This is a genomic window from Rhizobium sp. AG855, from assembly GCF_003610655.1.
GTDB lineage: Bacteria > Pseudomonadota > Alphaproteobacteria > Rhizobiales > Rhizobiaceae > Allorhizobium > Allorhizobium wuzhouense.
The window spans coordinates 305,613-330,080 of record NZ_RAQG01000003.1 but is presented as its reverse complement, the minus strand read 5'-3'; the positions used below and the strand labels follow the sequence as shown (position 1 = coordinate 330,080).

The 24,468-nt window shown below is 62.2% G+C and carries 21 protein-coding genes; 7 read left to right on the top strand and 14 right to left on the bottom strand.

Going from position 1 to position 24,468, the window contains the following annotated elements:
- The 3 genes from DFO46_RS01545 (at window position 1) to DFO46_RS01535 (ending at window position 4,121) form a co-directional block, all read left to right on the top strand.
- Window positions 1-1,596, top strand: a complete 1,596-nt coding sequence (locus DFO46_RS01545; protein ID WP_120276099.1) for a GMC family oxidoreductase N-terminal domain-containing protein — start codon at window positions 1-3, stop codon at window positions 1,594-1,596.
- Between the two features lie 128 nt (window positions 1,597-1,724).
- The gene (locus DFO46_RS01540; RefSeq protein WP_120276098.1) at window positions 1,725-2,900 is read left to right on the top strand and encodes an aminotransferase; all 1,176 of its coding nucleotides are present in this window, start codon (window positions 1,725-1,727) and stop codon (window positions 2,898-2,900) included.
- 6 nt (window positions 2,901-2,906) lie between these two features.
- Entirely contained in the window at window positions 2,907-4,121 is a 1,215-nt protein-coding gene (locus DFO46_RS01535) for a TIGR03862 family flavoprotein (RefSeq protein WP_120276097.1), read from the top strand.
- Between the two features lie 3 nt (window positions 4,122-4,124).
- Here DFO46_RS01535 and DFO46_RS01530 read toward each other — a convergent pair whose 3' ends face one another.
- The 7 genes from DFO46_RS01530 to DFO46_RS01500 all read right to left on the bottom strand — a co-directional run bounded on the left by DFO46_RS01530 (window position 4,125) and on the right by DFO46_RS01500 (window position 11,555).
- Window positions 4,125-4,655 (bottom strand): DUF3833 family protein, encoded by a 531-nt coding sequence (locus tag DFO46_RS01530; protein WP_120276096.1) that lies wholly within the window; start codon window positions 4,653-4,655, stop codon window positions 4,125-4,127.
- A gap of 114 nt (window positions 4,656-4,769) precedes the next feature.
- Window positions 4,770-5,579 (bottom strand): 5-deoxy-glucuronate isomerase, encoded by an 810-nt coding sequence (gene iolB, locus DFO46_RS01525; protein ID WP_120276095.1) that lies wholly within the window; start codon window positions 5,577-5,579, stop codon window positions 4,770-4,772.
- A gap of 23 nt (window positions 5,580-5,602) precedes the next feature.
- Window positions 5,603-5,869, bottom strand: coding sequence for a hypothetical protein (locus DFO46_RS01520; RefSeq protein ID WP_120278101.1), 267 nt, complete (start codon window positions 5,867-5,869; stop codon window positions 5,603-5,605).
- A gap of 105 nt (window positions 5,870-5,974) precedes the next feature.
- Window positions 5,975-6,868 (bottom strand): myo-inosose-2 dehydratase, encoded by an 894-nt coding sequence (gene iolE, locus DFO46_RS01515; RefSeq protein WP_120276094.1) that lies wholly within the window; start codon window positions 6,866-6,868, stop codon window positions 5,975-5,977.
- Window positions 6,869-6,870: 2 nt separating this feature from the next.
- Entirely contained in the window at window positions 6,871-8,691 is a 1,821-nt protein-coding gene (iolD, locus tag DFO46_RS01510) for a 3D-(3,5/4)-trihydroxycyclohexane-1,2-dione acylhydrolase (decyclizing) (RefSeq protein ID WP_120276093.1), read from the bottom strand.
- Window positions 8,688-10,616 (bottom strand): 5-dehydro-2-deoxygluconokinase, encoded by a 1,929-nt coding sequence (gene iolC, locus DFO46_RS01505; protein WP_120278100.1) that lies wholly within the window; start codon window positions 10,614-10,616, stop codon window positions 8,688-8,690. The genes iolD and iolC overlap by 4 nt, the downstream gene beginning before the upstream one ends.
- Before the next feature lie 120 nt (window positions 10,617-10,736).
- The gene (locus DFO46_RS01500) at window positions 10,737-11,555 is read right to left on the bottom strand and encodes a MurR/RpiR family transcriptional regulator (RefSeq protein ID WP_120276092.1); all 819 of its coding nucleotides are present in this window, start codon (window positions 11,553-11,555) and stop codon (window positions 10,737-10,739) included.
- A gap of 187 nt (window positions 11,556-11,742) precedes the next feature.
- Here DFO46_RS01500 and iolG point away from each other — a divergent pair, with 187 nt between their 5' ends.
- Entirely contained in the window at window positions 11,743-12,738 is a 996-nt protein-coding gene (iolG, locus tag DFO46_RS01495) for an inositol 2-dehydrogenase (protein ID WP_120278099.1), read from the top strand.
- A 96-nt stretch (window positions 12,739-12,834) separates the two neighbouring features.
- Here iolG and DFO46_RS01490 read toward each other — a convergent pair whose 3' ends face one another.
- The 6 genes from DFO46_RS01490 to DFO46_RS01465 all read right to left on the bottom strand — a co-directional run bounded on the left by DFO46_RS01490 (window position 12,835) and on the right by DFO46_RS01465 (window position 18,915).
- Complete coding sequence (locus tag DFO46_RS01490) at window positions 12,835-13,893, bottom strand: Gfo/Idh/MocA family oxidoreductase (protein ID WP_120276091.1); 1,059 nt, start codon at window positions 13,891-13,893, stop codon at window positions 12,835-12,837.
- Window positions 13,890-14,675, bottom strand: coding sequence for a ThuA domain-containing protein (locus DFO46_RS01485; protein ID WP_120276090.1), 786 nt, complete (start codon window positions 14,673-14,675; stop codon window positions 13,890-13,892). Before DFO46_RS01485 ends, DFO46_RS01490 begins: the two co-directional genes overlap by 4 nt.
- A gap of 58 nt (window positions 14,676-14,733) precedes the next feature.
- The gene (locus DFO46_RS01480; protein WP_120276089.1) at window positions 14,734-15,759 is read right to left on the bottom strand and encodes an ABC transporter ATP-binding protein; all 1,026 of its coding nucleotides are present in this window, start codon (window positions 15,757-15,759) and stop codon (window positions 14,734-14,736) included.
- 11 nt (window positions 15,760-15,770) lie between these two features.
- Entirely contained in the window at window positions 15,771-16,598 is an 828-nt protein-coding gene (locus DFO46_RS01475; RefSeq protein WP_183041820.1) for a carbohydrate ABC transporter permease, read from the bottom strand.
- On the bottom strand, window positions 16,598-17,584 hold the full coding sequence (locus DFO46_RS01470) for a sugar ABC transporter permease (RefSeq protein WP_110792555.1): 987 nt from the start codon (window positions 17,582-17,584) through the stop codon (window positions 16,598-16,600). The genes DFO46_RS01475 and DFO46_RS01470 overlap by 1 nt, the downstream gene beginning before the upstream one ends.
- 71 nt (window positions 17,585-17,655) lie before the next feature.
- Window positions 17,656-18,915, bottom strand: coding sequence for an ABC transporter substrate-binding protein (locus tag DFO46_RS01465; RefSeq protein ID WP_110792554.1), 1,260 nt, complete (start codon window positions 18,913-18,915; stop codon window positions 17,656-17,658).
- A gap of 346 nt (window positions 18,916-19,261) precedes the next feature.
- Here DFO46_RS01465 and DFO46_RS01460 point away from each other — a divergent pair, with 346 nt between their 5' ends.
- From DFO46_RS01460 to DFO46_RS01450, 3 genes are all read left to right on the top strand, one after another.
- Window positions 19,262-20,290 carry a substrate-binding domain-containing protein gene (locus DFO46_RS01460; RefSeq protein WP_120276088.1) on the top strand — a complete coding sequence of 343 codons (1,029 nt, stop codon included), beginning with the start codon at window positions 19,262-19,264 and terminating at the stop codon, window positions 20,288-20,290.
- Window positions 20,287-21,144, top strand: a complete 858-nt coding sequence (locus DFO46_RS01455) for a PfkB family carbohydrate kinase (protein ID WP_120276087.1) — start codon at window positions 20,287-20,289, stop codon at window positions 21,142-21,144. Before DFO46_RS01460 ends, DFO46_RS01455 begins: the two co-directional genes overlap by 4 nt.
- Before the next feature lie 74 nt (window positions 21,145-21,218).
- The gene (locus tag DFO46_RS01450) at window positions 21,219-21,521 is read left to right on the top strand and encodes a DUF982 domain-containing protein (RefSeq protein WP_110792551.1); all 303 of its coding nucleotides are present in this window, start codon (window positions 21,219-21,221) and stop codon (window positions 21,519-21,521) included.
- Window positions 21,522-21,542: 21 nt separating this feature from the next.
- Here DFO46_RS01450 and treY read toward each other — a convergent pair whose 3' ends face one another.
- Entirely contained in the window at window positions 21,543-24,200 is a 2,658-nt protein-coding gene (gene treY, locus DFO46_RS01445) for a malto-oligosyltrehalose synthase (protein WP_120276086.1), read from the bottom strand.
- Window positions 24,201-24,468 lie beyond the last annotated feature (268 nt).

The following is a 24,468-nucleotide window of genomic DNA, read 5'->3' as shown; positions in this document are numbered from 1 at the left end:
ATGGAGACCTACGATTACATCGTCATCGGCGCCGGTACCGCCGGCTGCCTGCTGGCCAACCGGCTCTCCGCCGATCCCACGCGTCGTGTGCTGCTGCTGGAAGCCGGCGGCAGCGACAACTATCACTGGATCCATATCCCGGTCGGCTATCTCTACTGCATCAACAACCCGCGCACCGACTGGTGCTTTAAGACAGAAGCCGAGCCGGGGCTAAACGGCCGCGCCATCGGTTATCCGCGTGGCAAGGTGCTCGGCGGCTGCTCATCGATCAACGGCATGATCTACATGCGTGGCCAGGCCCGCGACTACGACCAGTGGCGCCAGATGGGCTGCGAGGGTTGGGGCTGGGATGACGTCCTGCCGCTCTTCAAGAAGACGGAAGATTTCCACCGGGGCGCCGACGACAAGCATGGCGCGGGCGGAGAATGGCGCGTGGAAAAGGCCAGGCTTCGCTGGGATCTGCTGGAGGCGTTTCGCGAGGCGGCCAAACAGGCCGGCATTCCCGAGACAGACGATTTCAATCGGGGTGACAACGAGGGCTCCGGCTTCTTCGAGGTCAATCAGCGCTCCGGCATTCGCTGGAACACGGCGAAGGCCTTTCTGAAGCCGATCCGTCACCGGAAGAACCTGACGATCCTCACCCGCGCCCATGTGAAACGGCTGACCATCGAAGGCGACCGCGTGACCGGGGCCGAAGTGTATCACGATGGCGAATTGAAGCGTTTTGCCGCCCGCCGCGAGGTGGTGCTGTCAGCGGGTGCCATCGGCTCGCCACAGATCCTCGAACTCTCCGGCATTGGACGCGGCGATGTGCTACAAAGTGCGGGGATCGAGGCAGTGCGTGAGGTGCCAGCCGTTGGCGAAAACCTGCAAGACCACTTGCAGCTCCGCCTCGTCTTCAAGGTAACGGGCGTACCCACACTCAACGAACGCGCCTCCAGCCTTTACGGCAAGGCAATGATCGGGCTGGAATATGCGCTCCGCCGCTCGGGCCCGATGTCCATGGCGCCGAGCCAGCTCGGCATCTTCACCCGCTCCGGCCCGGACAAGGAGACGGCGGACCTCGAATACCACGTCCAGCCGGTCTCGCTCGACAAGTTCGGCGATCCTGTTCATCCCTTCCCGGCGATGACGGCGAGCGTCTGCAATCTCAGACCCGAAAGCCGGGGCTCGGTGCATATATCTGGGCCGGACTTCGCGGCCCAGCCGAAGATCGCGCCGAACTACCTCTCGACAGCTGCTGACCGCGACGTCGCCGTCCGCTCGATCCGGCTGACCCGCCGCATCGCTTCCCAGCCCGCCTTTGCCCGCTATCAGCCTGAGGAATATCGCCCCGGACCTGATCTCGAAAGCGATGCGGACTTGGAACAGGCAGCAGGCGACATCGGCACGACGATCTTTCACCCCGTCGGCACCTGCCGCATGGGAGCGGATCCGGACAGTGTGGTCGATCCACACCTGCGGCTCCGCGCCTTGAAGGGCCTGCGCATCGCCGATGCCTCCGTCATGCCGACCATCACGTCGGGCAACACCAATTCCCCGACCCTGATGATTGCCGAAAAGGCATCAGCAATGATCCTGGAGGATCACCGCTGACCGGTAAACATGCCATTGGCTTGGAAATGGGTCTCGGCTTGGTGTAGCACTGGCCTTCTTGCCGCAGCGCTTCATCCGACTCGCGAGGACACCCGCGCAGAGGCACGGCACCGACAAAGGACAAGACCATGCCCGCCGCCCCTTTCAATCCGCTCGTCGCAGACCTCTCGGCCCCGCCGGTCCCCTCCGTTTTTGCCTGGGCACGCGCCTATGATGGCGCTCGCGGCCGGATGATCGACTTGAGCCAGGCGGTGCCCGGCTATCCGCCGCACCCGGATCTCTTCGCCTGGCTGGCCGAGGCTGCATCGAGCCGCGCCAATGCCGGATACGGCCCGATCGAGGGCGAGCCCCCGCTGCGCGAGGCCTATGCGGCAGAAGTGGCCTCGGTCTATGGCGCGCCTGTGAGCGCCGAGAACATCCACATCACGGCGGGCTGCAACCAGGCCTTCATGGCTGTGATGTCGGCGATTGCCGCAAGCGGCGATGCGGTGGCGCTGACCGATCCCTTCTACTTCAACCAGGAAACAACGCTGGCGATGATGGGCATCCGGCGCGAGCTCATCCCGCTTGATCCGGAAACCGGTTTCGTGCCCACCATTGAAGGCATCGAGGCGGCCCTGGCGAAGGGCGTGAAGGCTGTCGCACTCGTCTCGCCCAACAATCCGACCGGTGCGATCTATCCAGCGGCTCTCTTGCATCAGGCCTTCGAGGCCTGCCGGAAGTCCGGTGCCTTCCTGATCCTCGATGAGACCTATCGCGATTTTCTGCCCGGCGGCGATCGTCCGCATGATCTCCTGTCGATTCAAGGCTGGGACGAAAACCTCATCCTGCTCTACTCCTTCTCAAAATCCTTCTGCATTCCCGGCCATCGTCTGGGCGCGATCACGGCCGGGCCTCGCGCGGTCTCCGAAATCGCCAAGGTGATGGACAACCTGCAGATCTGTGCGCCCCGCGCGCCGCAGGCGGCTGTCGCCAAGGCCATTCCGGCGCTGAAGGCCTGGCGTGACGACAACCGGATCGAAATCCTCAAGCGGGCCGATACGCTAAAAGGCGTAATGGCCAAGCTTCCCGCCTGGAAGATGGACTCGCTCGGCGCCTACTTCGCCTTCATCCGCCATCCCTTTGCAGGCCAGGACTCCACGTATGTCGCCGAACGGCTGGCAAAACAGGCCGGTGTGCTCTGCATCCCCGGCGCCTATTTCGGCGACGACTGCCAGGATTACCTGCGCTTCGCCTTCGCCAATGCCGACAGCGCGACGATCGAAGGTCTGGTTGACCGCCTCTCGACCTTCACGCTGGACTGATCAGGGATGACGAAAAGCGTGGCGATCATCGGCGGTGGCCCGGCGGGCCTGATGGCGGCGGAACATTTGGCCGCCAAGGGCCATGCCGTCACCATCTATGAAGCCATGCCGACAGTGGGTCGCAAGTTCCTGCTCGCCGGAAAGTCGGGCTTGAACATCACCCATGCCGAAGACTACGCCCGCTTCGTCACCCGCTATGGCGCGGCCAACGAAAGGCTACGCCCGGTGCTGGACCTGATGACGCCGGAAGCGATCCGGGCCTGGGCCGCCAACCTCGGCACGGAAACCTTTGTCGGCACCTCCGGCCGCGTCTTCCCGACAGTGATGAAAGCCTCGCCGCTGTTGCGCGCCTGGTTGAAACGGCTGGAAGGGCTGGGCGTGACCATCCTCACCCGCCACCGCTGGACCGGATTTGACAAAGATGCCCTGCTTTTCGAGACACCAGAGGATCAGAAGCGAGTGATTGCCGACGCGACACTTCTCGCCCTCGGCGGCGCAAGCTGGCCGAAGCTCGGGTCGGATGCGGCCTGGGTGCCGCTGCTTGCAAACGAAGGCGTCGCCATTGCCCCGCTTCGCCCAGCCAATTGCGGTTTTGACTGCGACTTCTCAGAAAGCTTCAACGGCCGCTTCTCCGGCCAGCCGGTGAAGTCGGTCAAGGCGACGTCGACGGCCGGCACCACGCAGGGCGAATTCGTCATCAGCCGGGGCGGCATCGAAGGGAGCCTGATCTACGGCCATTCGGCCGCACTCAGGGATGCGCTCGAGCGTGATGGGCACGCCGAGCTTCTGCTCGATCTCGCGCCGGGCCGCACTGTGGAGAAACTGGCAGCCGATCTCGACCGCCAGGACCGCAAGACAAGTTTCTCGACCCGCCTGAAGAAGGCCGCCAATCTCGACGGCGTGAAGATCGCGCTTCTGCGTGAGGTCAACCCCGAGGCCAACCAGCTGACGTCGGGCGCACTGGCACGCCTCATCAAGGCTCTGCCGCTCCCTGTCAAACGCCCGCGCCCGATCGCCGAGGCGATCTCGACCGCAGGCGGCGTAACCCTCGACGCGATCGACAGTGACTTCATGCTGAACGCCCGGCCGGGCACTTTCGTGGCAGGCGAAATGCTCGACTGGGAGGCGCCGACGGGCGGTTATCTGCTGACCGCCTGTTTCGCGACCGGCATCGCAGCGGCCAATGGCATCGACCGCTGGCTTACGGCACGAAGCAACTGAGCCTCAGCGGCTCGCCGTCTTGTGCGAGGACCCCGGTTTGCGGAACTCGACCGTGGTCTTGGCGACCGGGATGCCGAACTTGGTGACGAGCGCCGTATTCAGCACCGTCCCGTCTTCGCGCAGCACCATCTTGTCCCAGAAACGCACCTTGTTGCCCTGTGTTTCCGGGCTCAGATAAACGAGATAGTTGAACCGCGCGACGGCACCATTCAGCCGTACGGTGGTCTCGCCAATGACGTCCTCGCGCGTGCCGCTATACATCGTCGGGCTGGTCTTGGTGAAGCGCCAGGTCTTGCGGTCTTTTGTGCCGTCATCGAAGACGAAGTCTTCGCGCAGCGTCAGTGTCTTGCCGTCCCACTTGCCGGTCAGATCGACGGTAAAACTGCGCTTGACGCCATTGATGGCGCTGAACGAACCCACCGCCTCGGTGCGGCCTGAGAAATAGTCTTCGAATGTGAATTTGTCGGCAGCCTGTCCGGTGACCGGCAGCAGGCTCAGGGCAAGCCCGACAAGGGCAAAAGTGAGCTTCGGCATGGGTGCGTCTCCATCATTGGCGCGTTGTGCATCCAATACGGAGAGGATCGGCAAGCGGATTTGGAATTGTTCCAGGAAACGCTTTCGTGAAGGCGAAAGCGCCGTCCAGGCCCCTTATTTGCTGTCGCGCTGGTAGATCCAGTCATGGTCAGGATGGTTCTGGAAGCGCCATTTGCGCAAGGGCCCGGCCATGACATTGAGATAGTACATCTCATAGCCATGCGGCACGCCACAGGGGTGATGCCCCCTAGGCACCAGGACCACATCGCCATCCGACACGGCCATGGTCTCGTCCAGCGAGCCGTCTTCGGTGAACACTCGCTGGAAGCCGAAACCCTGGGCGGGGTTCAGGCGGTGGTAATAGGTTTCCTCAAGATAGGTCATCTCGGGGAAATTGTCCTCGTCATGCCGATGCGGCGGATAGGACGACCAGTTGCCCGAGGGGGTAAAGACCTCCGTCACCAAGAGGCTGTCGGCCACGTCCCGGTCTTCCATGGCGATCGGATAGATGTGGCGGGTATTGGCGCCTTTGCCGCGCTCGACAAGCGAAATGCCCTCCGGCCCGATCTGCTGCGCTTCGCGGCCGGGCATGGCGGGAGCCGTGCAGACAGCCAGCACGCAGTCGGTCGTGGCCTTGGCAGACCAGTCGGCACCCGCCGGCACGTAGACGCAATGCGGCGGGGTTTTCTCGAACACCGACATGCGCTGACCGAGTTCGCCGAAGTCCTTGCCACCGCCTGATATCGTGGCCTTACCCTCGACAAGCACCAGAATGACCTCTGTCTCACCGGTCGGCTCGGCAGCGCTTTCGCCCGCCTTCAGGCGATAGAGCCCGAAGCCGACATAACCCCAGCCGGCGCTGGCCGGCGTGATGTCATGTACCTTGCCGGATGTGTCAGATGGCTTGCGCAACAGGTCGGCCATGTCTCGTCTCCCGTGTTTTATGCTCAGTCGGCGTCGGAGCGTTCGGCCTCTGCCGCGATCCGCGCCCGCTCGGCCTCCGCCTTGGCTTCGGCCTTTTTCATCGTGTGCTCATACATGAACAGCAGTTCGTAACCAGCATAGAGACCGGTGGCGGTGAAGATCATCGCCCAGCCGGTCGCACCATTCGAATATTCCACCCCGGCCCAGGCGAGCGGCAGCACCGTGCAGAGAATGCGGATCCACAGCGGCTTGAAAAAGGGGTGGGTCGGATCGAGGATCTGGAATTTCAAGGCTTTGCTCCCGGCAGTCTTGTGAATGGTCGCCTGCAATAGAGCCCAAATCCGTCTGCTGTCAAAACACGGGGCAGAGATTAAGTCCCCGCCCCGGCTTCGCTATCAGATCAGACCTGCGTCCTTGGCAAAACCCTTGAGCGATTTCAGGCCGAGGCTCTGGTACTCGAAGGGGTTGCGTACATCCGGATCCTGCTCCGCCTCGATGACGATCCAGCCTTCATAACCATGCTCGGCGGCAATCTTCAGCACCGGCGGGAAATTCACGCCGCCCTCAGTGTCACCCGGAACGGTGAAGACGCCGCGACGCACGCCTTCGAGGAAGGAGAGCTTTTCGTTGCGAACCTGATCGGCAATCACGGGACGGACATTCTTCGCGTGGATATGGCCGACGCGGTGCATGTATTTTTTCGCAACCGCTTCCGGATTACCGCCGCCGAAATAGCAATGGCCGGTGTCGAGCAGCAGCTTGGCATGCGGGCCAGTGTGTTCCATCAGCTTGTCGATCTCGGCCTCGGTCTCGACGACCGTGCCCATGTGGTGGTGATAGACCAGCGAGATGCCCTGGGAAGCCGAGAATTCGGCCAGCGCCTCGACGCCGGCGCCGAACTTGGCCCAATCGGCATCCGACAGGACGGGACGATCGGCCAGCGCCACATCATCGGCGCCATGGATGGCGTTGGAGGTTTCGCAGACGATGATGACCTTGCAGCCCATGGCCTTGAGCACATCGAGGAAGGGCTGCATGGCAGCCTTTTCGTCCTCGATCGAGTTTGTCAGCAGGTTCAGCGAATGCCAGCCGGAGACGAATTTCAGGCCGCGCGGCTCGAGCACCGACTTCAAGCCATCAGGATCGGTCGGCAGCTTGTGGCCCTTCTCGATGCCGTCGAAACCGATCTTGGCGGTTTCGTCCAGGCACTGTTCGAGGCTGATATGGGCACCGAGGCGGCGGTCGTCGTCATTCGACCAGGCAATCGGGTTGGTTCCGAAAAGGATCATGATCAGGTTCTTTCCTTCAGAGCCGCTTCATAGGCAATGCGGGCTTGATTGACTTCGGCGCGGGCCGAGACTTCCGGCACCGCGACATCCCACCAGGAACCGCCGGCTCCGGTGGTCGGATAAGGATCGGTATCGATGACGATGGCGGTGGTCTCGGTCGCCTCGCGGGCGGCGTCGAGCGCCGTTTCCAGCTCCGCAATGGACGACACCTTGTGGGAGCGTGCCCCCATCGACGCCGCATGTGCCGCGAAATCGATCGCCATCGGGCTGACATTGGTATGGGCGTAGAGATTGTTGAACTGCGCGCCGCCGGTGCCCATCTGCAACCGGTTGATGCAGCCGTATCCCCTGTTGTCGGTGATCACCAGCGTGATCTTCACGCCCATGCCGACAGCGGTTGCCAGCTCCGAATTCATCATCATGTAGGAGCCGTCGCCGACCATGACGATGACGTCGCGATCGGGCTCGGCCATCTTGATGCCGAGACCGCCGGCAATCTCGTAACCCATGCAGGAGAAGCCGTATTCCATGTGATAGGAGAGCGGCAGCTTTGACTTCCACAGCTGATGCAGCTCGCCCGGCATGGTGCCGGCGGCGCACATGACCACCGTATTGTCGCGCGAGGCGCGCTGCACGGCGCCGATCACCTGCATGTCGGTCGGCAGCGCATTGCTGTCGACAGGCGCTGCCGTCACGGCATCCGCCTTGGCGAACCAGGAGGCCTTGAGACCGGCATCGGGTGCGGCATACGTGTGATCGCCGAGTGCTGCCGAGAGCTTTTCGAGGCCGATCTTGGCATCCGCCACCAGCGGGATCGCATCATGCTTGGCGCTGTCGTAAGGCTGCACGTTGAGCGCCAGGATCTTGCGATCAGGGTTCTTGAACAGCGCCCAGGAGCCGGTGGTGAAATCCTGGAAACGCGTGCCGACACCTATGACGAGGTCGGCTTTTTCGGAAACCACATTGGCGCTTTCGGCACCGGTCACGCCGACAGGACCGAAATTGAGGCCATGGTCCCAGGCAAGCGCCGACTTGCCGGCCTGCGTCTCGACAACAGGGATCTGGTGCTTCTCGACAAAAGCCTTCAGCGTCTCCGTGGCGCCGGAAAAATGCACGCCGCCACCGGCGACGATCACAGGGTGTTTCGCTGCCTTCAGCGCCGCAACTGCCGCCTCGAACTCCACGACATCCGGCTCCGGACGACGGAAGCGCCAGGTCTTTTTGGCAAAGAAGCTTTCGGGATAATCATAGGCCTCGGCCTGGACGTCCTGGCAGAAAGCGAGTGTGACAGGGCCGCAATCGGCGGGATCGGTCAGCGTCCGCATGGCGCGCGGCAACGCGGTCAGGAGGTGTTCCGGCCGCATGATGCGGTCGAAGTAGCGGCTGACGGGTCGGAAGCAATCATTCGCCGACATCGTGCCGTCGCCGAAATCCTCGATCTGCTGCAAAACCGGATCAGGGCCACGATTGGCGAAGACGTCGCCGGGGATGAAGAGCACCGGCAGACGGTTGACATGCGCGAGCGCTGCCGCCGTCACCATATTGAGCGCACCGGGCCCGATCGAGGACGTCACGGCCATGGCGCGGCGACGGCCGAGCTGCTTGGCATAGGCGATTGCCGCATGCGCCATCGACTGTTCGTTCTGGCCGCGATAGGTCGGCAGCTCGTCGCGGATGCCGTAAAGCGCTTCGCCGATACCGGCGACATTGCCGTGACCGAAGATCGCCCACATGCCGGCGATGTAGGGCACGCCGTCCTCGTTCATCTGGTTGGCGAGGTAACGCACCATCGCCTGTGCGGCGGTCAGCCGGATCGTCTTCATGCTTTTCCTCCCTTGGCGGAAACCGCCTTTTGGCGTGCCGCATCCCAGATTGCGCAGAGGCTCTGGTAACGGGCCGCCATATCCTCCACGGCCTGGGCGTCATTTAAGTTGCCGGCGAGCCACTTGCGCGCAGCGTCGCCGAAGATGGTGCGACCGACGGCGAAACCCTTGACTAGATCGAAGCCGGCGGCAAGCTGGAAGCTCGCCTCCAGTTCCGCCTGCGGCGCATCAAGCCCGAGCACGACGATGCCGCGCGTATAGGGATCATTGCGCTCGATCGCATTGCAGGCATTGGCCCAGGACGCCACCGTCTTCATCGGCTCCAGCTTCCACCAGTCGGGATAGACGCCGATCTCGTAGAAGCGCTCGATGATCTTGGCCACCGTCTCGTCGTCGCAGCCCCCGACCTTGGAGGGGATGACCTCCAGCAGGAATTCCAGGCGATTGCGACGGGCTGCATGGAAGAGCCTGAGCACCGTCTGTTCCTGCTCCGCCTTCATCTCCGGCGTATCGTCAGGATGATAGAAGGTGAGCACCTTCACCACATGATCGACAGGCCATTCGACCAGACCGCCGAAATCGGGGCCGATTTCCGGCTCCAGCGTCAGCGGCCGCGACCCCGGCCATTCGACCGGACGACCGATCCACAACCCCGTGCCGGCGGCGCGGTAGAGCGCATCGCGACCCAGTCGGCTGTCGCAGAGCAAGCCATAACCTGGCTTGCCATCGGAAACCTTGAGGGCGGCATCGAGGCAGAGGTTCTTGAAGGCACCGATCCGATGTTCAGAAACGCCCGCCTCCTTGGCCATGGCTTCGAGCTGCATGCGGTGATCGAAGGCAAAGACCCGCATGGTCGACCAGTCGCCCTTGCGGTTGGTCGACCAATGCACCTGCTCAAGCGCTGCATCCTTGCGCAGCGCCTTGTTCTTTATGCCGGTGCGGAAGAAATACTGCAGCTCTTCCCAGCTCGGATAGGCCGGCGTGCAGCCGTGGCGCGAGACGGCAAAGGCGCCGCAGGCATTGGCAAATTTCAGCGAGGTCGGCCAGTCTTCCCCGGTCAGCCAACCCTTGAGCAGCCCAGACATGAAGCCGTCGCCGGCGCCGAGAACGTTGAAGACTTCGATCGGGAAACCCTCGCCGGTCTGCCCCTCGTCGAGACTGTCGGGAATGGCATCTTCAAAAACAACAGCGCCCATCGGCCCGCGCTTGCAGACCAGCGTCGCCGGCGAGACCTGGCGCACGGCACGCAGAGCCTCGATCGTATCGGTCGAGCCACCGGCAATATGGAATTCCTCTTCCGTGCCGACGATCAGGTTGAACAGATGCAGCGTCGACTGCAGTTTCCGCGTCACCTTTTCGGATTCGACGAAGCGGCTCTCGCCATCGCCGTGGCCGGCCAGGCCCCAGAGGTTCGGGCGGTAATCGATGTCGAGGGCCGTCAGCCCGCCATATTCGCGCGCAATCGCCAGCGCCTTCAGCACCGCCTGTTCCGTGCGCGGGTTGGAGAGATGCGTGCCGGTGACGCAGACGCAACGTGCCTCGGCAACGAAATCCGGATCGATATCGTCTTCCGACAACGCCATGTCGGCGCAGTTCTCGCGGTAGAAGATCAGCGGAAACTGGTGTTCGTCCCGGATGCCGAGCAGCACCAGTGCGGTGAGCCGCTCCTTGTCGGTCTTCACGCCACGCACATCGACGCCCTCGCGCACCAGCTGCTCGCGGATGAAGCGCCCCATATGCTCGTCGCCGACACGGGTGATCAGCGCCGATTTCAGCCCAAGCCGTGCGGTGCCGGCTGCGATATTGGTCGGGGAGCCACCAATGTATTTGTTGAAGGAGGCCATATCCTCCAGCCGCCCGCCGACCTGGGCCCCGTAAAGGTCCACGGACGAGCGGCCGATCGTGATCAGATCGAGCGAAGCCAAATTGTCCTCCCTGCTGCGGGATCTACCTGCCCCGCTCTCCACCGGCCATTCCATCGAATGGAACGGCCATTCTTCAAAATGGACCATAAATTCTATTTTTCAGAATTTCAATACGGACGTTCAATCTTCCTGCCGGGCCGTTCCAACGGCAACGGATAGAGTGATGGCGAGACAAAGGGTCGCGGAAAGCGACCGGAAGGCGCCGAAATCCACTTCCGAGACCGAGAGCAAGGTGGCATTCATCCGCCGGAGCGGGCTGACGACCGTATCAGTGACGGCAACCACGGGAATGCCCCTGCCCGCGACATCTTCGACGAGATCCAGCGTCTCCGAAGAATAGGGGGAGAAGGTGACGGCGAGCAGGGCATCACCCTCGCGGATGGCATGGTGATTGTCGAGCCGCCCGACCACGCTGTGCAGCATGGCCGGCACGCCCATCTTCTCGAAGGCATAGGCCATGTAACTCGCTACGGGAAAGGAGCGCCGCAGGCCGATGATATGGATCATCCGCGCTTTTGAAAGCAGCCCAACCGCCGTCTCAAGCGCCTGGGGATCAACGGTTTTGACGAGATTTTCCAGCGACATGCGGCCGGCTTCGACGAATTCGGCGAGAAGCGCAGACGGCGTGCCTTCCTGCATCTCCCGCAGGTGCTGAAGCCGCGTCGAATAATCCGGCCAGCCGCCGACAAAGCTCTCGCGAAACAGCTTCTGCATCTCGGAAAAGCCGGAAAAGCCCATGATCTGGCAGAAGCGCATGAAGGCGGACGGCTGCACGCCGGCTCCTTCCGCCATCTCCGCCACGGTCGACACCGCGATGCGGTCCTTGTTGGCCGCGACATAGTCGGCGCACTGCTTCAGGCGCTTCGGCAGCGTGCTCGACACCTCCAGCAGCCGGTCCTCGAAGGCCTTGATCGTCTGCGGCCCGACACTCTCGTTCATCCTGCCCCCGTTTGCCTGAACTTCGCTTGACATGAACAGTGTCACGATCTAGCAAAATAGAACATATATTCCAAATCGTCACATTTGCCAGCGCGAAATGGAACAGGGACAAGGTGCTCCCCGCGAGCGCCTGACAACACAACAATCGCCTTGTCTGCGAGAAGACCGGGCACAGGGAGGAATGATCATGGTCACGAGACTGGCCCTTCTGGGCGCCGGCCGTATCGGCAAGGTACATGCAAAAGCGATTGCCGAAGACAAGCGTGCCAAGCTGGTCGCCGTTGCGGACGCATTCGCAGACGCCGCGAACGCCATTGCGTCCCAGACCGGCTGCGCGGTGAAGACGATCGAGGAGATCGAGGCCGATAAGGACATCGACGCCGTCATCATCTGCACGCCGACCAACACCCATGCCGACCTGATCGAGCGTTTCGCCAAGGCCGGCAAGGCGATCTTCTGCGAAAAGCCGATTGATCTCGACGTTGCCCGCGCCAAGGCATGCCTTGAGACCGTGCGCGCCGTCGGCGGCAAGGTCATGCTCGGCTTCAACCGCCGCTTCGACCCGCATTTCCAGGCCGTGCGCAAGGAAATCGACAAGGGCTCGATCGGCAAAGTCGAAATGGTCACGATCACCAGCCGCGATCCGGGCGCACCGCCGGCCGAATACATCAAGGTCTCCGGCGGCATCTTCCGCGACATGACCATCCATGACTTCGACATGGCCCGATTCCTGCTCGGCGAAGAGATCGAAACGGTCCAGGCCTCGGCCTCCGTCCTGGTTGACCCCAAGATCGGCGAACTCGGCGACTACGACAGCGCCTCACTGATCCTGACGACGAAGAGCGGCCGCCAGGCGATCATCTCCAACTCGCGCCGCGCGTCTTACGGCTACGACCAGCGCATCGAAGTGCATGGTTCGCTCGGCTCGGTTTCGGCCGAAAACCAGCGCCCGGTCTCGATCGAAGTCGCCAACAAGGACGGCTATACCCGCCCGCCGCTGCACGACTTCTTCATGACCCGCTACACGGCAGCCTATGCCGCTGAAATCTCCGCCTTCATCGACGCGCTCGACAACGGCACGCCGATGGCCCCCTCGGCCGAAGACGGCCTGATCGCGCTGGCGCTTGCTGACGCGGCCGTCAAGTCTGCCAAGGACAAGTCGGCTGTGACCGTCAGCTACTGAGCCACAAGCTCCCGCGCCGCCATAAAGTTGCGCAGAATGGAAACGCCGCCCGAACCTCCTCGGGCGGCGTTTTCGTGTGTGTGAATGAGAAAACCCTCAGATGGCAAGTTCGCGCCGCTCGACTTCCGTCAGCATGGCGAGATCGAGGATCTTCTGCAGGTTCGCCGCATGGCGGAAGTTCGGCTCCTGGGTATAGCCGGACTGGATGGCCGCAATGAACTTCTGATAGTTCGTCTGCACCGGATCGACCTCGATCTCGCGCCAGACCGCCTTTTCGACGTCTTCCTGCAGGCAGGCCCGGAGGCTCGATCCATCGAGCCGGTGAATGACCTCCAGCGCGCCCTTGTCGCCATGCACCCGGAGACGAAGCTCGTTCAGATGCCCCGTCGCCCAGCGGCTGGCATGGATGACGCCCATGGCCCCGTTGGTGAACTCCGCCGTCATGGTGAAGCTGTCATTGGCATCAAGATCATATTCGCCGATCTTGTTGCCAGGCGCCTTATCGAATGCCTTCAGCCGGGCAAAGACATGGTCGATATCCGTCGCCGCGCCATAACCGACGAAGTCGAGGATATGGATGCCGACATCGCCGAGCACGCCGTTCGAGCCGTGTTTCGTCGACAGCCGCCAGAGCCACTGGCTCTCCGTCGACCAGTCACCCCAGGCCTTGGAGACGAGCCAGCTCTGCAGGTAGGAGGCCTCGATATGGCGCACCTTGCCGATCTCGCCGGCCAAGACCATCTGCCTTGCCTTCTGCACCTGCGCCACGTTGCGATAGGTGAGGTTGACCATGTTGACGAGGCCGGAGGTTTCCGCCGCCGTCGCCATTTCATCGGCCTTGGCATAGTTCTCGGCGAGCGGCTTCTCGCACATCACATGTTTGCCGGCCGCCAGGAGCTTGAGCGTGGTCGGATAATGGACCTTGTCAGGCGTGACATTGGTGACCGCATCGAACTCGCCCCAGGCAATCGCCTCGTCGAGCGAGGTGAAGGTGTTGGGGATGTTGTGACGGGCGGCAAAGGCCCGCACCGTCGCCATGTCCAGATCGACGGCCGCCACAAGCTGCACGTCGGTAATCGTGGAAAAATTCATGGCATGGGTATTGGCCATGCCACCCGTGCCGAGGATCAACAGGCGTATGGGGGCAGTGCTCATTTGTAGCCTTCCTCGCCGGCCTGATGGAGACGGGGGCCGCGCTCGGTGATCGGCTCAAGCGCCTTTTCGACCGGAACGTTCGGTGCGTCATGCACGGCGCCGTATCGCGGCATCGAATTGTACGCCCATTTCACGCCATTGCGGATGACCTGCTGCACGGTTGCGTCGTGATAGGTCGGATAGGTCTCGTGGCCGGGGCGGAAGTAGAAGATATTGCCAGCCCCGCGCTTCCAGGTCAGGCCCGAACGGAAGATCTCCCCGCCGGCAAACCAGGAGATGAACACGGTTTCGAGCGGCTCGGGAACCGAGAAGAACTCGCCGTACATTTCCTCGTTTTCCAGCACGAAGTTTTCCGGGATTCCCGCTGCGATCGGATGGCCCGGATTGACCGTCCATATCCGCTCGCGTTCACCCGCCTCGCGCCATTTCAGCGCACAGGGCGTGCCCATCAGCCGCTTGAACGGCTTGGAAAAGTGGCCGGAATGCAGGACCAGCAGCCCCATGCCTTCCCAGACCCGGCGTGCAACCCGCTCGACGATCTCATCGGAGACTTCGCCATGCGCCTTGTGGCCCCACCAGACGAGCACGTCCGTCTCTGCCAGCCGCTCGACCGACAGGCCGTGTTCCGGCTCCTGCAGGGTTGCGGTGGTCGCCTCGATCTCGCTGTCGGTATTGAGGGCAGCCGCAATCGTCGAATGCATGCCATCGGGATAGATCCCGCGGACGATGGCATTTTCCCGTTCGTGGACGTTTTCGCCCCAGACAACTGTTCTGATCGTCATCTGAATTCTCCTTCGGTATCGGTCCCCCGCCATGGAGGACCGTATTTCATTTTGGCGCTCAGGCAGCGCCTTTCATCAGGCCGCGGCCGATGGCGCGGCCATCGCGGTCGAAACGGTGCAGTTCATGTTCAACAGGCGAGAGAGCGACGGTTTCGCCGGGCTTCAGCGTCGCCGTCCCTTCCTGCCGCACGACGACCGGCTCGGACGTGCCGATGTCGACATAGACATAGCTGTCCGATCCCAGCATTTCGGAATGCACGACAGAACCCCGCCAGCGGCCATCTTGTTCAATCGAAAGATGCTCGGCGCGGATGCCGATGGTATGGGCGCCCATTTCGTCCGAAAAGCGCCCGTCGAGGAAATTCATCTTCGGCGACCCGATGAAGCCGGCGACGAAGAGCGAATTCGGGCTCTCATAGAGTTCGAGCGGCGTGCCCACCTGCTCGACCACGCCGTCCCGCAGCACGCAGATCCGGTCGGCGAGCGTCATGGCTTCCACCTGGTCATGGGTCACATAGATCATCGTGGTGTTGTGCATGCTGCGATGAAGCTTGGCGATTTCGAGACGGGTGGCGACGCGCAGCGCGGCATCGAGGTTGGAGAGCGGTTCATCGAAGAGGAACACGCGAGGATCGCGAACGATGGCGCGACCGATCGCCACACGCTGGCGCTGACCGCCCGAAAGCTGCCGGGGCAGCCGTTCCAGATAGGGCGTGAGCTGCAGCATCTCGGCCGCCTCCCGCACCCTTCGGTCGCGCTCCGCCTTGTCGTGACCGGCAAGCTTCATGCCGAAGGCCATGTTGTTGAACACGGTCATATGCGGATAAAGCGCATAGGATTGGAAGACCATCGCGATGCCACGTTTCGCGGGCGGCAGCTGGTTCATCACCTCGCCGTCGAAGGCGAGTGTGCCGGACGAGATGTCTTCGAGGCCAGCGATCAGGCGCAAAAGCGTGGACTTGCCGCAGCCGGACGGGCCGACAAAGACCATGAATTCACCGGAGCGGATTTCCATGTCGACGCCCTTGATGACCTCAAGCGCTCCGAACGATTTGCGGATGTCCGTGAGTTGGATATGGGCCATGGGTTATCCTCCTATCCCTTGACGCCGCCGGCGGTGAGGCCGGAAATGATGCGCCGCTGGAAGATCAGAACGAGTACGACCAACGGAATGGTGACGATGACCGAGGCGGCCATGATGCTGCCCCAGGGGATTTCGAACTGGCTGTCGCCAGAGAGCAGCGCGATGGCGACCGGCACGGTGCGCTGCGTGTTCGACGAGGTGAAGGTGAGCGCAAAGAGGAACTCGTTCCAGGCGGTGATGAAAGCGAGAAGCCCGGTCGTCACCAGCGCCGGCCACATCAGCGGCATGAAAACCTGCGTGATGATCACCCAGGACGAGGCTCCGTCAACGATCGCCGCCTCCTCGATCTCGATCGGCAGGTCCCGCATGAAGGTGGTGAGCACCCAGACGGTGAACGGCAGCGTAAAGATCATGTAGGAGAAGATCAGCGCGATCGGCGTGTTGAAGATCCCCATCCAGCGGATCAGTTCGAACAGGCCGGCAAGCACGGCGATCTGCGGGAACATCGAGACCGCAAGGATGGTGAGCAGCAAAAGCCCCCGCCCGCGAAACCGGATACGGGCCAGCGCATAGGATGCCGTTACCGCCAGAAACAGCGACAACACCACCACGACGGTTGCCACCAGCAGCGAATTGCCGAGACTGCGCACGAAGCTGCCGCGCGACAGCACGCTTTCGTAGTTCCCGAATGTCACGGTGTTGGGCCAGTAGCTGATGTCGAAGAGCGCACTACCGGGTTTGAGGCTGGTGATAACAGCGTAGTAGAACGGGAAGACCGCAATGACGACGATGATCGCAACGAGCAGATAGAAGGCGGATTGTTTGACCACGGTCGGCATCAGCGCTCTCCTCCGGAAAGATTGACGCGGCCGAAGACGATGTAAATGACCGTGATCGAGGCGATGATCAGGAAGAGCATGGTGGATGCTGCTGCCCCATAGGCGAACTTGTCGAACTCGAAGAGGTTTTCCCGCGCCATGACCGACATGGTCTTGGTCTGCGAATTGTTCGGCGTCAGCACATAGATGAGATCGAAGATGCGCAGCGCATCAAGCATGCGGAAGATCACCGCCACCATCAGTGCCGGGCGGATGAGCGGCAGCGTGAGCCTGAAAAACACTTTGACCGGATGAACCCCATCGATCTTCGCCGCTTCATAGATATCCTGCGGCACCATCTGCAGGCCGGCGAGAATGAGCAGCGCCATGAAGGGCGTGGTTTTCCACACGTCGACGATCAGCACGGCCACCATCGCCGTCTCCGGATTGGCCGTCCAGGCGATCTTCTGGCTGATCAGGCCGAGATTGAGGAAGATGTCGTTGAGGATGCCGAACTGGTCGTTGAGCATCCAGGCCCACATCTTGGCCGAGACGATCGTCGGGATGGCCCAGGGGATGAGGATCGCGGCACGCACGATGCCGCGTCCGGGAAACCTGGCGTTCAGCACCAGAGCGACGACAAGACCGAGCACCGTCTCGATCGAGACCGACAGCAGGGTGAAGCGCAACGTATTCGCCACCGCCCCCCACCAGGCCGGATCCACAAGCAAGCCGCGATAGACCGTGCGGCCGCTCTGCAGCGTGATCCAGGTCAGATAATTGCCGAAACCGATGAATTCGGCACCGGCGAGGTTGTTCAGGGTCGCATTGGTGAAACTGAAATAGATGGTCCGGATGAGCGGCCATCCGGCGACCATGGCAAGCACGATCAGGGTCGGCGCGAGAAAGATCCAGGCGGAGCGGGTGCGCTGGGCGCTGAGATCCGAGCCGGCTGTGGCTTTGGCCGGCGGTGGGCGCACGGCAGGGTTCATGCTGATGTCTGACATGGGCGGTCCTCCCTTGGGGTGACGGGGGGCTGACGGGAGCCGGGCGACGAGGAGGTCGCCCGGCGGCTGGATTACCAGCCATTGCCCATGAGTTCGTTCAGCTCGATTTCGAGCAGTTCGAGATTTTCTGCCGAAGTGCCCGAGCCGGACAGCGTGTTGTGCACGGCACTCCAGAAGCGCGAGGAAACCTCGTTATACTTGACCTTGGTCGTGGCAGACGGACGCGGCACGGCATCCTGGAAGATCGGCTTCCACTGCGGCATGAAGGGCTGGGCCGCCGCGACATCCGCGTCGTCATAGAGCGCCGAGCGCGTCGGCAGGTTCGACAATTCGATGGCGCGGCGCTTCTGCACCTCGGCCGAGGTCAGGAACTTGACGAGGTCGATCGAGGCTTCCTGTTCTTCGGAATATTTCGACACGGCGAGGTTCCAGCCGCCCAGTGTCGAGGACGGCTTGTCGCCGGTGGCAGCCACCGGAAGCGTCGCCACATCGAACTTGCCCTTGACCGCACTGTCGTCACCATTGCCAAGCGCATAGGCATACGGCCAGTTGCGCATGAAGACGGCATTGCCGGTCTGCCAGACGCCGCGCGATTCCTCTTCCTGATAGGCGAGAACGCCGGGCGGTGTGATCGTACCGATCCAGGACTTCGCCTGATCGAGGGCGGCCGCGGCCTTTTCGTTGTTCACCGAGATCGTGCCATCCGGCTCGACGATCTGCCCGCCGCCGGACGACTTGATCCATTCAAGCGCATTGCAGGTCAGCCCCTCATAGGCATTGGCCTGGAAGACATAACCCCAGAGATCCTTCTGGCCGGCCTCGCGCTCCTTGTCCTGGATGTCCTTGGCGACGGCCGCCATGTCGGCCCAGGTCTTCGGGACCTCCTTGCCGTATTTCTCCAGCAGGTCCTTGCGGTAGAACAGCGCCGGCGCGTCGGTGTAGAGCGGCATCGCCACGAGACGGCCGTTCACCGTCTGCGACTCGATGATCGAGGGAAAGAAATCGGTGATCCCATCACCTGCGGCAGCCTTCAGATCGACGAACTGGTCGGCCAGCTGCGGCGCCCAGATCACATCCGTCTGGTAGACGTCGACGTCTTTGTTGCCGGCGGCAAGCCACAGCCGGTACTGAGCGAACTGCTCGGAACTGGAGGGCGGCATGGTGACGAGTGACACCTTGTGCCCGCTCTTTTCTTCGAACTCGACGAACAGCTTGCGCAGAAAATCCAGGTTCTTGCCGGTGGAATTCGCCGCGACCGCAATCTCGGCCGCCTGGACGGATCCGCACAACGCAGTGGCCGCGATCAGGGCGGCGCTCAACAGTGTCTTCATCAATATCTCCTCCCGAGAAACCAAAGCCGTTGCAACCTCCACAACAAATTTGAAAACGCTTTGGTTGGTGGAGACTGGCAAAAAACAGAAAACGAGTCAAACCTTGTTCCAGCGCTCGCGCATAAGAAAAACACAAACACATGATATTTCATTATCTTTTTTGAATAAACGAAAATCCAAGCCTATTCCGCGATCCTGCCATCCATCATCCATCAAACCAAGGACACTGAGATTTGTAATCGCTTTAAATCACGAGGGAGGAATCTTGCCAGAGGCGCTGCAGCCATGGGATAAGCACCACGGGGAGCCTGGCAGGGCAGCCTGACAGGAGGAAGTAGGGCACGGGATGAAGCTCAAGGAATTTGCCCAGCAGATCGGTCTTTCGCCGACGACCGTCAGCCGTGCCCTGAGCGGCTATCCGGAAGTGAGTGAAGCAACGCGGAAACGCGTGATGGAAGAGGCGACCAAGCTCGGCTATCGCCCCAACATCAACGCCGTGAGGCTCGCCACCGGCCGTGTCGGCGCGATCGGCGTCGTGACCAGCCGGGCCGGCGAATACCAGTTTGCCGAATTCATGGGCGGCATTTCCGAACGCCTGAGCGCCGAGGATATCGACATCCTGATCACCCCCATGGCGGAGCAGGACAGCCGCGACGAGTTGCAACTCTATCGCCGTCTCGCAGAAAGCCGCCGTGTCGACGCCGTTGTCATCACTGCGCCGCGCCCCAACGACCCGCGCATTGCCCTGCTCAACGAATTGAAGCTGCCCTTCATCGTGCATGGACGCTCCGCCACCGACGCGCCGTATGCCTGGCTGGACATCGACAACGAAGGCGCCATATGCCGGGCGACCCAGCACCTGCTCGATCTCGGCCATCGTCGCATCGCCATGATCAACGGTCGCGAGGGACTGACATTTACCCAGCACCGCGACAAGGGGTATAGGGAAGCGCTGGCGGAACGTGACGTGACCTATGATGCGAAGCTCGTGACCCATGGCAATTTCACCGACGAGATCGGTTTTCGCGTGGCGCGCGCAGTGCTGGAGCAAGGGCAGCGCCCGACCGCCTTTGTCGCCGGCTCGATGATGAGTGCGCTCGGCGTCTACCGCGCGGCCCGCTCGATGAACCTCGTCGTCGGCCAGGATATTTCGGTCATCGCCCATGATGACGTTTTCCCCTATCTGACGGCCGACAACATGGTGCCGTCGCTGTCGACGACCCGCTCCTCGATCCGCGCGGCGGGAAGCCGGATCGCCGACCTCCTCTTGCAGATGCTGAGCGGCCGCCCGGCGACCGATATCGCCGAACTGTGGCCGGTGGAGCTGATCCTGCGGGAATCCAGCCGCCCCGTTCACAAGGATGCCGGGGAATGAGCACGCCAACAGCAGACCGCATCGTCGTCGTCGGCCACGTGAACCACGATCGCATCTGGCGGCTGACCGAACCCTTGCGGGCCGGTGGCCGCATCCTGTGGAGCAGCCGCAATACGCGGCTGGGCGGCGGCGGATACTTTACCGCGAGGCGGTTGCGGGATCTCGGTCATTCGGTCGCGATCCTGTCGAACCTGATGACGGATGAACACGGCGATACGGCGATGGCGGATCTTGCCGGGCTGGGCTTCGACATCTCGCTCATCACACGGGTGCCGGGCGGCACGGATTTCGCCGACATCCTGCTTGACCCCGAGGGGGAACGCACCATCCTGTCGAACGAACGCCGCCTGTCGCGCGCATTCGTTCTGGACGAGGCCCTTTCGGATGGCGTCTTCTACGTCAACGCACCACTCCTGCCCGACACGATCCTCGCCTCCCTGGCTCAGGCGCGGCTGGTCGTCTCGCAACTGCCGCTGCGCCGCGCGGCCCCGCGCCCGGCGGATATCATGATCGGCTCCAAGGCGGATATGCCCGACAGGAGCATCGCCGATGTCTGGTCGCTTGCGGCAGAGCTAAGCGGCAGCCGGCTCCGCCATCTGGTGATGACCGACGGGCCCGATGCCATCTCGATCTACGATGGCACACGGGAAATCACGGTTGCGATAGCGCAGCGGGTCAGCGTGCGCGACACGATCGGCGCCGGCGACAGCTTCAGCGGCGGGCTGATTCACGCCCTGCTTTCCGGGGCCGATATCGTCGAAGCGGCGCGGATTGCCGCCGATTTGACCGCCCGATGGCTGGTGGGGCGTGAGCAGCAAACCGCCCAAATGACAACTGAAAAATCAACGCTCTAGCCAATTTTATTTGATCTCCGCTCCGGAACCCACCCCACGCCTGACGAGTTTGTGGGTGCAATACGGAGGAAGGCATGACCGAATACGATTTCACCTGGAACCGACCCGTCGAACTGGAACTGCCCTGCGGGCTGACACGACGGTTTCAGAACGCCTATGATGCCCTGGATTTTCTTGACGCTGAATGGCCGACCCGTCGCGGCCCTGCCTATGAGCAGGCAATCCGCCTGTGCCGGAACGCCCTGCGCGATCTGCACGCCGCCGAACTCGCCCGCGCCGCCTTCATCGCGGCAGCCGAAGAAGCCGGCATGCGCCTGGCAACCGACCCCGACCGGCTGGTGAGCTTCCTGCCGCAGCGTCGCAAGGCGGTCGCTTGAGACGAAAGCTGTTCGAGGCCGTCACATCTTGGCGGCCACGAGCAGCGCAACGGTTTGCCCCTTTAGCACATCGCGCATCAGAAGCCTCGGCGCGGAAGGGATCGCACGATCCGCCAGCACATCCCGCCAGGACATGACCGCCGAAGTATCCGGCAACGCGACCGACGTCTCGCCCCAGAAATCCGCATCGCTCCCCTTGTCGGCTTCGACCAGCATCGACAGAGGTAGTCGGCAAGCAATGGTGATCGTGGCCTCGTCGCCCCGCACTCGCGCAAACGCCAGGATGTGGCGGCTTTTCTCTCCCTCTGCCACCAGCGGCACATAGTCCCCTCGGGCGAAGAGCTCAGGGTGCTGGTTGCGCAGACGAAGCCCCCGTCCGACCACCGCCTGCTTGACCCGCCCGGCGGCCAGCGCCTGCGGATCGGCAAACGCGATCGGATCATCCGGATCAAATGCAGAGAGCGTCGCGAAGACCGGCAGACGACGGTTGTCGGGGTCGACGAAACTGAGGTCGATCCCCTCGCCGCCCTGGTAAATGTCGGGAATACCGGGCGCCGTCAGCTTGATGACGGTCTGGGTCAGTCCGTTGACAAGACCAGCCGGGATCAGTTGCTGGATCTGGTCGACGAAATCAGCGACAAAGTCGGGGTGATCGAGCAGCAGACTGCGGACATAGCCGGTCACGGCCTTCTCGTAGTCCTCGTCCACGGCATTCCAGTCGCTGCGAAGCTTTGCCTCGCGCAGCGACTTTTCAACGAAAGCCGCAACCCGATCGGCGAATTCGGCAAGTCCTTCCCGATCCTCGGCCAGCAGGTCGATCGGCCAATGCCCGACCAGTGCCTGGAAGATCATCCACTCGATCTCCGGTTCGGGCGCAGGTCCGTCGCTCAAGCGCTTGACGTGGGGTTGGGCGATCTGCCGCCAGCCGGCGATCCGCTCCGCCATGGCAGAGGCATCTTCGGCAAAGGCGAACAGCCTCGCACGCGCATCTTCCCCACGCTTCGTGTCATGTGTCGAGGACGCCGACAATCCATGCGGCTGTTCCTTTGCGCGCCGCGCCATCTCCTGGTGGAAATGTTCGAGACCGCCTTCAGGCAATTCCAGTTCGCCCCCCACTTCGTTGAGGGCCAGGAATTCGCCGTGGCGGAAGAACAGCGTGTCCTCCAGCGATTTCGCCATCAACGGTCCCGTCAACTGCTGGAAGCGCCGGCGCAGGATCGCGGCGTCCTCGTGGTCTGCCGCTCCCGCATTCTCGCCCTTCAGAAGCGCCACGAGCCTGTGGGCCGCCTGCGCCTCCTGGTCCGTTAAACTGCGACCGGCATCACGAAGGACATCATCGAGCAAAGCGCGATCCCCGTCCGCGACGCCGTCGTCGCGGCCATAGGTCCGGTAGCGCGGAAAGGCGAGCAGGATTTCCTCAAGAGCATTTCGCAGAACCGGCTTGTCGAGACCGGTGAGCTGGCCTGCCTCCCGCAACAGGGCGCGGACCTCGCCCGCAAAATTGACGCGGATCATCTGCCGCTTGGCGGCGCGCATTTCGAGGGGAATGTCGGAGGGACCGCCACTCACCTGCTCATAGGCCGCGCGAACGGCAAAGAAGCTGTTCTCATCCAGAAGCACCGGCACCTGGGCGGCGATGAACTCGTAGCCTGTCGTTCCATCGACGGGCCAATCCTCGGGCAGGCTTTCCCCTGGCGCGAGGATCTTCTCGACAACCAGATAGACATCGTCGCCGATTGCCCCGCGCAGCTTCGCAAGATAGGCGGCCGGATCGGCCAATCCGTCGACATGATCGATCCGCAGCCCTTGAACGAGATCCTTGCGGACCAGGTCGAGAACCGTTTCGTGCACGTCGTCGAACACCGACTGGTCTTCTACGCGCAGGCCGACAAGCCCGGCAATTTCGAAGAAGCGGCGGTAGTTCAGGCCCTGCGCTGCTTCGGCAAAATGCATCAGACGCCAGGGCTGCAGGCTGTGCAGGAAAACGAGAAAGTCGGCATCGCGGGCACGGGCATCAAGGTCGCGCAGCAGGCCCTCGCAGTCGCCGCCATGACAGAGGTCGAGGACAGCACGGTGAAATTGCGCAGCATTCCCGGACTTTGCCTGGCGTCCGAGATCTGCCAGACGAGCCGCCATCGGGTCGGTGGATTCGCTGAGAACAGCCGGATAGGTCGCGGGATCGAGCGGATAAAGGCTGTCGAAATACTTGAGTGCGAGACCACCTTGCCTGCGATCCAGCACCAGCGAGAAGGCGCGTTCCATCACCGCCTGCTCGAAGCTCGATCCGAGAAAGGGCAGCGTCAACTTGTGGCTCCAGTCGATGTCGAAATGGCGCGCGAAAGGGCTCACCTCTCCCCAGGTGACCACGCTGCGCCACCACGGATTTTCGAGACTCGCCGCCATGTGGTTGGGCACGATGTCGAGGATAAGGCCAAGCCCTTCGGACTTGAGAGCGTTCGACAGGCTCTCCAGCCCTTCCCTCCCGCCAAGGACGGGATCGATGACATTGGGATCGGTGACGTCGTAGCCATGGGTAGAGCCCTTGGTCGCGGCAAAGATGGGTGAGGCATAGAGATGGCTGATGCCGAGACGCTTCAGATAGGGCACCAGGTCGACGGCACGTTCGAAATCCATCCCGTTTCGAAACTGCAAGCGGTAGGTCGAAACGGGAATGGGCATGCTGGCATCCTCAGGAGAAATTTTGATTGACGCTGCGTAACGCCAGCATCCCCGGGTTGTTCCGCAAAGAACGCATCCAAGCGCCCGCGCGTCTCGCTGACCGGACCAGAGGTAGAGTGCAGAGAAAATGACACTTCACCCAAAAGGCGAAATTGCTACATAAGCAGATCTGGAATTTGCAACCCTCGCCGACATGTTGTGCCTGATCTTTTTTGGGCTTCGCTTCAATAATCCATTTCATTCAAATATGCTTGATTTAGCAGCCGAT

Bases quoted from the DNA above. Each gene is read 5' to 3' on its own strand.
- DFO46_RS01545 (WP_120276099.1), top strand. From the start codon at position 1: ATGGAGACCTACGATTACATCGTCATCGGCGCCGGTACCGCCGGCTGC.
- DFO46_RS01540 (WP_120276098.1), top strand. From the start codon at position 1,725: ATGCCCGCCGCCCCTTTCAATCCGCTCGTCGCAGACCTCTCGGCCCCG.
- DFO46_RS01535 (WP_120276097.1), top strand. From the start codon at position 2,907: ATGACGAAAAGCGTGGCGATCATCGGCGGTGGCCCGGCGGGCCTGATG.
- DFO46_RS01530 (WP_120276096.1), bottom strand. From the start codon at position 4,655: ATGCCGAAGCTCACTTTTGCCCTTGTCGGGCTTGCCCTGAGCCTGCTG.
- iolB (WP_120276095.1), bottom strand. From the start codon at position 5,579: ATGGCCGACCTGTTGCGCAAGCCATCTGACACATCCGGCAAGGTACAT.
- iolE (WP_120276094.1), bottom strand. From the start codon at position 6,868: ATGATCCTTTTCGGAACCAACCCGATTGCCTGGTCGAATGACGACGAC.
- iolD (WP_120276093.1), bottom strand. From the start codon at position 8,691: ATGAAGACGATCCGGCTGACCGCCGCACAGGCGATGGTGCGTTACCTC.
- DFO46_RS01500 (WP_120276092.1), bottom strand. From the start codon at position 11,555: ATGAACGAGAGTGTCGGGCCGCAGACGATCAAGGCCTTCGAGGACCGG.
- iolG (WP_120278099.1), top strand. From the start codon at position 11,743: ATGGTCACGAGACTGGCCCTTCTGGGCGCCGGCCGTATCGGCAAGGTA.
- DFO46_RS01490 (WP_120276091.1), bottom strand. From the start codon at position 13,893: ATGAGCACTGCCCCCATACGCCTGTTGATCCTCGGCACGGGTGGCATG.
- DFO46_RS01485 (WP_120276090.1), bottom strand. From the start codon at position 14,675: ATGACGATCAGAACAGTTGTCTGGGGCGAAAACGTCCACGAACGGGAA.
- DFO46_RS01480 (WP_120276089.1), bottom strand. From the start codon at position 15,759: ATGGCCCATATCCAACTCACGGACATCCGCAAATCGTTCGGAGCGCTT.
- DFO46_RS01475 (WP_183041820.1), bottom strand. From the start codon at position 16,598: ATGCCGACCGTGGTCAAACAATCCGCCTTCTATCTGCTCGTTGCGATC.
- DFO46_RS01470 (WP_110792555.1), bottom strand. From the start codon at position 17,584: ATGTCAGACATCAGCATGAACCCTGCCGTGCGCCCACCGCCGGCCAAA.
- DFO46_RS01465 (WP_110792554.1), bottom strand. From the start codon at position 18,915: ATGAAGACACTGTTGAGCGCCGCCCTGATCGCGGCCACTGCGTTGTGC.
- DFO46_RS01460 (WP_120276088.1), top strand. From the start codon at position 19,262: ATGAAGCTCAAGGAATTTGCCCAGCAGATCGGTCTTTCGCCGACGACC.
- DFO46_RS01455 (WP_120276087.1), top strand. From the start codon at position 20,287: ATGAGCACGCCAACAGCAGACCGCATCGTCGTCGTCGGCCACGTGAAC.
- DFO46_RS01450 (WP_110792551.1), top strand. From the start codon at position 21,219: ATGACCGAATACGATTTCACCTGGAACCGACCCGTCGAACTGGAACTG.
- treY (WP_120276086.1), bottom strand. From the start codon at position 24,200: ATGCCCATTCCCGTTTCGACCTACCGCTTGCAGTTTCGAAACGGGATG.